Genomic DNA, 8,005 nt, shown 5'->3' with positions numbered 1-8,005 from the left:
GCGCTGCTGCGCGGGCTCGTCGCCCCCGGCCTCCCCGCCCCGGCCAACGCGGAGAACCTCGCCCTGAAGCTCACCCCGCCCCCGCCCGGCGCGGACGGGGACGCGGCCGAGGCGTACGCGCGCAGGCGGCTGGCCCTGGGCCACGTCCCGCTGCCGTACCGCACGCTCTCCGGTGAGCTCACCTATGCCTGGTACCGGGGCCCGGCCGCCCCGGTCACCGCGCCCGTCGTCCCGGGACAGGCCTTCGAGACGGGGCAGACCACCTCGGACCACGCGCTGATCTACGAGCGCGAGCACGGCCTGTTCGACGTCAGCTACGCGGCAGCCTGGACGCTCGGCCGTACCGCCGCGCTCGCCGACCCCTCCTTCGCCTCCGAGATGACCCGCGCCCGCCGGGCGCTGGCCAACCAGGCCGCGGAGATCCGGGCGACCGCCGGCGACCCGGCGCGCTCGCGCACGGGCACGGGGCCGGGCGCCACCGGGCGCAGGGGGCTCGACGGGCTGCGGGAACTCGGCGGCCCGGCCGGTCCGTCGCTCGCCGGGGCGTTCGCCGCACCGCCCCCGGAAGAACCACCGCCCGCCATGGCACAAGGGCCGGCACGACGCGACCGGGACGCCGGGCGCGCCGCGCTCGCCGGTGCCCGGGCGGTGGAACTGCTGTCGGCGGCCGCGGCGCGCTCCGCCCGGTCGCTCGCCGACTGGCTGGACCGGCTCGCCCTGCTGCACGGCATCCCGTTCAGCCACCTCGTCCCGGACGAGCGGATGCTGCCGGCCGAGTCGCTGCGGATGTTCCGCATCGACGAGGGCTGGCTCGACGCCGTCGTCGCCGGCGCCGCCGACCTCGGCCTGCGCACCACCGCCGACCGCGACCTCCACCCGCATCTGCGCACGGCCATCGCCTCCCGGCGGAGCCCCGCCGAGAAGCCCCGGGCAGGGCTGCTGATCCGTTCCGCCCTGGTACGGGCCTGGCCCGACTTCCCCCTGGACGCCACCTTGAACGGGACGCCGGTCGCGGTGCTGCGGAAGGACCGGATCGCCGACGACACCCTGCTCGTCCTCTTCGGCGAGGTCCCCGACACCGTCGAGATCCTGGAGCCGGGGCAGGGCATCCACTTCGGCATCGACGAGGGGGACGTCATCGGAATGCGCAACATCGGCGGCGAGGCGGACCTGCCCTTGGGCGAACCGCTGGGGAAGACGTACCCGCCGCTGGACGACCCCGGCGGGGCCACCGTCTTCACCCGCCACCTGCGGCCCCGGCCGGCCGGCGAGACACCGGACGTGCTGCGGCTGCGCGGCCCGGACGGGCTGGTGCCCGCGCTCGCGGAGGCGTTCGAGCAGGAGGGCATGGACGACCTCACGCCGGCCCAGTTCGCCGTGAACCTGGTCAACAGCCCGCAGCTGCAAAGGCTGACGCCCGGTGCCATCGACCCCACCTCCACGACCGACCGGAGCTCCGCATGACCGACTCCCCCGCCGGCGCCGGCGCTCCCGCCGTCGCGCCGGACCTGATCGTCCCCGTCCAGCTGCACGCCCTCGTCGTCAACGAGCAGGTGCGCGGCCCCGGTTCGTTCCAGCGGTTCCAGCCCGACTTCCGCCGCATGCTGCGGGACAAGGAGGCCGCCGAGCCCGCCCCCGGCCAGAGCACCTCGCTGCCCGACACCGGGGTGTATCTCCAGTGGCAGCTGCCCGAGGCCCTGGCCACGGCCCACTACGACCCGGAGACCGGGGACACCACCTTCCCGCTCGTGCCCAACCGATGGCTGGTCGTGCGCCACCACACCGTGCCCTCCGGGCGGCCCGGCGCCGGGACCGTGCGGGCCGCCGCCTGGCTCGTGCACAGCGACTACCTGGAGATCGCCCACTACAACGGTGCCCACGGCAAGGGCCACGCGCCCTTCCTGTCGGCCGACCCGGAGACCGGCAAGGCCCAGCGTGACTGGCTCGGCCGCGCCGTCGACCTGCGACAGCAGGAGTGGGAGGAGCCCGAGCCCGTCGAGCTGTTCCTGACGGCCGCGGGGCCGGGGCTGGCCGCCTTCGCGGGATTCCAGCCCTACCACCCGAACGTCTTCTCCTTCCACGACACCCTCCAGGACCTCGCCGGATCCGGGCACAACAAGCCCGCCGACACCACCCTGGGCTACTGCGTGATCGGCTGGTACTCCGACGACGACGCGGACATCCTGCGCAGGGCCGCCGACATCCCCGGCCTGCTGCCCCCGGACGCGGACGGCGTCGCCGACGTCCTGCGGGCCCTGGGCTGGTCACTGCCCGACCTCACCGACGCCGAAGACGGCCAGGAGACGGACCCGGCCGCCGGTGACACCGGCCCCGTCCGGACCGTCTACAGCGGCACCGCACTCGGCGTCACCTGGGAGTACTACGGCAACGAACCCAAGCCCGACGCCCGGCCCGACCACTACGTACCCAAAGTGGCCGTCGGGCACAGCACCGCCGACGCCCTGGCCGCGCTCACCGTGCAGCAGACCCGCTCGGCCCGCACCGCCGGACTGGTCGAGGCGCTCTACCACGGCACCATCGACTCCTACGACCTCGCCGACGGCGAGGCCGAGCTGGAACGCACCGCGCACACCGCGTCGTTCGGGGCCTCGGCCGGCGGCACCACCTGGATCATCGTGCCCCGCCCCGGTGTCGACGGCGCCGACGAGGGCCGCGGCGGGCCGGTGCCCACGCGCATCCGCAACCTGCCCGCGTGGCTGGACCGGCTCAACGCGGACCAGCGGGAGTTCGACGCCACCACCATCCGCCTGGCCGGGCTGCGCGAGCGGCTGCGCACCCTGTGGTGGCTGCGGCAGCTCCCCGGCACCCATCCCGACGGCTTCGACGACAGGGCCGACACCGAGCTCGATCCGCAGGCCGCGGGCAGCCTCGCGCACCAGGCCGCCGGTGCCGCCGCCCGCATCGCCGAGCTCGCCGAGGGCATCCCGCAGGGCACCACCTCCGAAGAGGTCCAGGCGGCCATCGACGCCTACGCCGAGCGACACCGCCTGCCGCCGGAACTGGAGCTGCGCCGCACTTTCGAGGAGCCCTACCACCGCACCAGCGATCCGGTGGTGCTCGTCGAGGGCGCCGGCGTCACCGCGCCCCTGACCCGGGCCCCGGAGGACCCGCTGCCCTGCCGCACCGTGGACGGGATGCTCCACCGCGTGCTGGTCGACGGCGAGTGGTGGACGCCGCCCACCGAACTGCCACCGCTGGACCTCCCCGACCCCGCACCCCTCGCCCTGCCGGTGCTGCCGGCGCCCGGCCAAGCGCTGCTCGCCGAGTTCGCGCTGCTGGACCGCGCCGCCCGTACCCCCGATCCGGACGAGCCCAACGACCCGGAGCGCAGCGCCCTGCGTACCGCGCTCGCCGCCCCCCAACGCTATCTGCGGGGAATTCCCGCCGAACACACGGCCGTGTGGCAGCAGCCCTGGCTGCCCATGTACCTCCAGTGGGACCTGCGCTACTGCCCGGCCCCCTACCAAACGGAGGAAGGCCGCCACTGGAGCTTCGAGAACGGCTCGTACACCTGGCTAGGCACCGGCACCGACCCCGGCAACGGCCAGACCGGGCCCGAGTGGATCTCGTTCGCCGCCCGCGCGTTCCTCACCCCCAGCGTGCCGCACGTACTGGCCGCCCAGACGAAGCGGCTGACCGGCACCTACGCGCCCGCCGACGCCAAGGCGCTGACCGGGCTGAGCAGCACCCTCGGTGAACTGGACATGCTGTGCCAGACGCTCGACGGCTTCAACGACCACCTGCTGATGCGGGACACCGGCGCGCGGGAGGTGACCCCGGCGGACATCGCCCCGCTGATCGGGGAGGCCGGGCACGTCACCGCTCCCGGGGGCCTGGACGACGACGTGGACTTCCGGTTCCAGCCGGTGCGGGCCGGCCAGTTCTACTTCCGGGACCTGCGCATCATCGACCGGTTCGGCCGGTGCGCCGTGCTGACCGCCGTCGACGGCGACCAGCATCTGAAACTCCGGGTGGCGGTCAGGGGCGAAGCCAGGCCGAGCCGTCCCCTCAAGCCGGACATCGACTCCCCCGGCCGGTTCGTACAGCTGCCGCCACGGCTGCTCCAGGAGGCCCGGACCCTGCTGCGTACGGAGCCCGGCTCGGTCTCCGCCACGGAGCCGGGCACAAAGTCCGGCACGGCCGTCTCGCCGCTGTCCGGCTGGCTGCTCGTCAACCGCCTCGACGACACCGTGCTGGTGTACGGGCCCGGAGGCGATGCCCTGGGGGAGCTACGCGTCATCCTCACGCCGCAGCAGGGCGAGCGGACCGAGTGGACGCCGCTGCCGGGCTCCCCGTACGCCGTGGCGGAGGACCTCGCCGGCGACCACCCGCACCTGGCCGGCATGGTCACCGGGCTGCTCGGCCCCACGGGCCCGTTCACCGCCCTCATGGCGACCCTCGACGCCCGTCTGTCCGACACCACCGATTCCACCGAGGGGGACCTCGCCGCGCCGGCCCTGCTCGTCGGCCGCCCCGTCGCGGTCTACCGGGCCCGCCTCGATCTGGAACTCAAGGGCGATCCGCTCACCAACCCCGGCTGGCGCCGGGCGCTGGACCCCACGCCGGAGGAGTACCCGGACCACACCTGGCAGGTACGGCTCGGACATCCGACCCTGCTGACGGACGGACTGATCGGCTACTACGCCAGCTCCACCGGACCGGGCGGCGCCACCGACTACACCACCCTGTACGTCAACACGCCCGAGACCGACGACCCCTACCTGGCCGACATCGGCGACGGGGAGTCACTGACCCTGCCCGTGCGCCCGCCCGGTGAGGAGGTCACCCACCGGCTCACCGTCCTCGCGGACCCGTACAACCCGGTCCGTGCCACCACCGGCATCCTGCCGGTGACCGAACTGAAGCTCCCCTCCGACGAGGTGGAGGCAGCACTGCGCCGTATCCGGGCCGCCTTCCGGCTCGGCCCGCTGCTCGCCCCCACCCGCGCCCTCACCGCTTCCGAAGAAGACGGGCGGTCGGGCGACGAGGAGGGCCTGGTGATGATCCGCCCGGCCGCCTGGCACGGCGAATGGAGCTGGGCCGAGCCACGGGCGGAGGACGGCACCACACGGTGGACGGAACGCCCGCTGCTGGCCGCCGACTCCGCACCCCACCCCGACGATGCTCTGCCGCACGCCCGTGCCGGCTATCTGATGCTGCGCCCCGCGGCGCTTGAGGAGGACCCCGCGTGATCCGCTACGCCCGCTCCGGCGAAGAGGAGCCGCTGCTCACCTACACACTGCGCCCCGTGCCGAGCGTGGTCAACGTGAGCACCGCGGACGATGTGGAGGATCTCCGGCTGGAACTGACCGTCACCGGGCGGGCCGAAGCCGCGGCCGAATGCGAGTGGGTCCGTATCGCGCTGCCGTACGGTGCGGAGCCCGAGCACCTCACCCTGACCGAGCCGGGTGACCTCTGGACCGATATCGAAGGCGGAACGGATCCGGAGCACGGCAACGGCTGGAGTGCCAAGGCCGAGCGCGTGGGCGGACAGGTCCTCGTGACCTTCGAGCCCGGCCGTGAGCCCGAGTTCGACGGCAGCTTCCGGGTGACGTTCGTCGTCTCGTACATCGTGGTCAACGAGGCGGTGGGCACCGCCGTGCTCACGGTCACCGAATCGACGGCTCCGGCCGGCGGGCGCGACTACCACGAGCGCCATGCCACCTTCCGTGTCGACAAATGGCCCGCGGATTTCCACGTCGGCAACTTCCGCCCGGACAAGGTCACCGTCGGCAACGGCGAGTCCGTCACCCTGAGCTGGGAGCGCAGCCGCGGCCCCCAGTACATGCTGTACTGGGGCGAGAACGAGTCCGAGGACGTCAGCCAGTGCAGCAGCTGGCCGTCGCCCAAACTGGAGCGCACCACCGGCTTCATGCTGGTCGCCACCGACGACAGCAGCGGCGGGGCCCCGCTGGTCCACGCGCTGACCACCGCCGTCACGGTCGAGCGTCCTCACCTCCAGGTCGGAAACCTGGAGGTGAACGGAACCACCCGGATGCAAGGCACGCGCCAACAGGTCGCCACACCCGGCCCGGGCGCCTCGCAGTACTACCGCGCCGGCACCGACGGCACCCTGGTCGGCTACCTGCAGGCCGCCGCCGGCGCGGCAGGATCCACCCTCGCCGCCACCGTCCACCGGGCCGGGACCAACGAGTACACGATGCGCTTCACCTCCGACAACAGCAGCGGGCCGCCCACGGAGACGCCGGTCAGCATTCCGGTGCCCGAAGGCTCCGAGGTACTCCTCCACTTCGGCGGGCAGACCGGGGACACCCTGCGGCTGGTGTGGCTGCCGCAGGGCGCCGGCGCCTTCGAGGTGATCGACCGGTGAGCGGGCCCCAGGCACCGGGCGGTGACACGCTCCTGTCGTACGCCCTGGAGACGGACCCCGATCCCTTCCAGGCCGGCGGCACCGCCACCCTGCGGCTGACCGTGCGCGGGGGTACCCGTCCCGCGCACTGCCGGCAGATCGTCCTGGCCCTGCCCACCGGTGCGGGCCCCGGTGAGCTCACCGCCGCACCCGGCTCCCTCACCGTGGCGGTCACGGGCGGCGAGAGCGAGGAACAGGGCGGCGGCTGGACCGCCACCGCGACGACACCGCCCGGGGAGGCGGTGTTCACCCTCACCCCGGCGCGGGGCCGGGGCTGGCTGGCCGGAGTGACCCCGCTGACCGTCACACTCGGCCAGATCCGGGTCAACACCGCCACCGGCACCGCTCGGCTGCGCATCACCGAGGAGACGTCCGCCGACGGTACGGTCTGGGAACCCCGTGGCACCGACCTCGCGCTGGCGAAGTTCCCCGACGGTTTCGTCTTCGGGGACCTGCGGCCCGACCGGATCCACGTGAAGAACGGGGAGTGCGTCACCCTCACCTGGCGCGGTTCCCCGGCCACGTACACGATGGACTGGGGCCGCAGGCCCGTTGAGGTCACCACCGAGGGCACCTGGACCTCGCCGCCGCTGCACGACACCACCGTCTTCCGCCTGGCGGCGAGACTGCCGGGCTCCACCGCGGAACGGGTCCTCACCACCCTGGTGACGGTGGCCCGCCCGCATCTGCGGGTCGCCGACCTGGAAGCGGCGGGACAGGTACGGATGCTCGGTACGGGCCAACGGCTCGGCGCCCCCGTCCCGGGAACGCCGGTCCGCTACACCGCCCCCACCGACGGGCTGCTGCTCGGCCACGTCCGGGCCCGCACCGGCCGGCCCCCGGCCACACTGCGGATCACGGTCATGGCGGACGGAACGGCCGTGTACGGACAGCAGTTCGCATCCGACAACCAGGACACCTCGCGGCTGCCCTCGGAGACCCCGTTCCACCTGCCGGTGGGCCGGGGACACACGGTCGTCGTCACCGCCGCCGGCGCCGAGGACGACGACTTCGGCCTGACCTGGATGCCGTACGGCACTGGCCTGCTCCAGCCGGAGCAGGCCGCCGGTCGCGAGAGCGGGTGATACGGGCGACGCCCCTGACCCCGGCCCGCCCGGTGCCCGGAGCGGCCGGCCGGACGCTCTTACTTCAGATCGGCGAGGAGGCCGTCCAGGGCCTTTGCGAGGGCCGCCGCGTTGGCCGGATCGAACCAGGTGGTGCGGATGCGCTCGTTGATCCCTCCGGGCGTCTCGTGGTCGGCGGCGAGTTGGTGCAGAGGACGTGTCTCGTCGCTCAGTGAGCGGCCGACGTTCTGGAAGAGGCCGCGCACATACCGGTCGGCGGCCTCGGGGGCGATGCCGTGGCCGGTGGCCCACGAGGTGAGCGTGGCGAGGTAGGCGTAGTGGGCGGTGAGCGTCCCGGTCAGTGCGGAGAAGACGTTGAAGGCGCCCTCGTCCGCGACGGGGAGCGCTCCGCCCAGCTGTTCGAAGAGAGAGTCCACCACCGGGTGCGAGGGGCAGGTCACGGTGACGGAGCGGCGCTCGCGCACGGCGGGCAGCGGGATGGCGCGGACGATCGGGGCACCGGTGGCGAGGGTTCGGCGCAGGTCGTCGG

At 73.8% G+C, this 8,005-nt stretch carries 3 protein-coding genes and 2 pseudogenes; 4 read left to right on the top strand and 1 reads right to left on the bottom strand.

Annotated elements, in window-relative coordinates; genetic code table 11:
• The 4 genes and pseudogenes from AB0K09_RS25740 to AB0K09_RS25725 all read left to right on the top strand — a co-directional run.
• Nucleotides 1–1,464: pseudogene (locus AB0K09_RS25740) on the top strand (hypothetical protein); the annotation flags it as partial.
• Nucleotides 1,461–5,213: a hypothetical protein gene (locus AB0K09_RS25735; protein WP_366067765.1), complete on the top strand. Its 3,753-nt coding sequence runs from the start codon at nucleotides 1,461–1,463 to the stop codon at nucleotides 5,211–5,213. The pseudogene AB0K09_RS25740 and the gene AB0K09_RS25735, both read left to right, overlap by 4 nt.
• Complete coding sequence (locus AB0K09_RS25730) at nucleotides 5,210–6,352, top strand: hypothetical protein (protein ID WP_366067764.1); 1,143 nt, start codon at nucleotides 5,210–5,212, stop codon at nucleotides 6,350–6,352. Before AB0K09_RS25735 ends, AB0K09_RS25730 begins: the two co-directional genes overlap by 4 nt.
• A complete protein-coding gene (locus tag AB0K09_RS25725) occupies nucleotides 6,349–7,476 on the top strand; it encodes a hypothetical protein (RefSeq protein WP_366067763.1) in 1,128 nt (375 codons plus the stop codon). The genes AB0K09_RS25730 and AB0K09_RS25725 overlap by 4 nt, the downstream gene beginning before the upstream one ends.
• 59 nt (nucleotides 7,477–7,535) lie before the next feature.
• Here the strand turns inward: AB0K09_RS25725 and AB0K09_RS25720 are convergent.
• Nucleotides 7,536–8,005, bottom strand: a pseudogene (locus tag AB0K09_RS25720) (pyrroline-5-carboxylate reductase); the annotation flags it as partial.

It is taken from the genome of Streptomyces sp. NPDC049577 (assembly GCF_040675635.1).
Lineage (GTDB): Bacteria > Actinomycetota > Actinomycetes > Streptomycetales > Streptomycetaceae > Streptomyces.
The sequence above is the reverse complement of the archived record's forward strand: the minus strand, read 5'-3'. Positions and strand labels throughout refer to the sequence as shown.

What these genes read in the sequence shown, in the direction of transcription:
- AB0K09_RS25735 (WP_366067765.1), top strand. Translation starts at nt 1,461, where the DNA reads ATGACCGACTCCCCCGCCGGCGCCGGCGCTCCCGCCGTCGCGCCGGAC.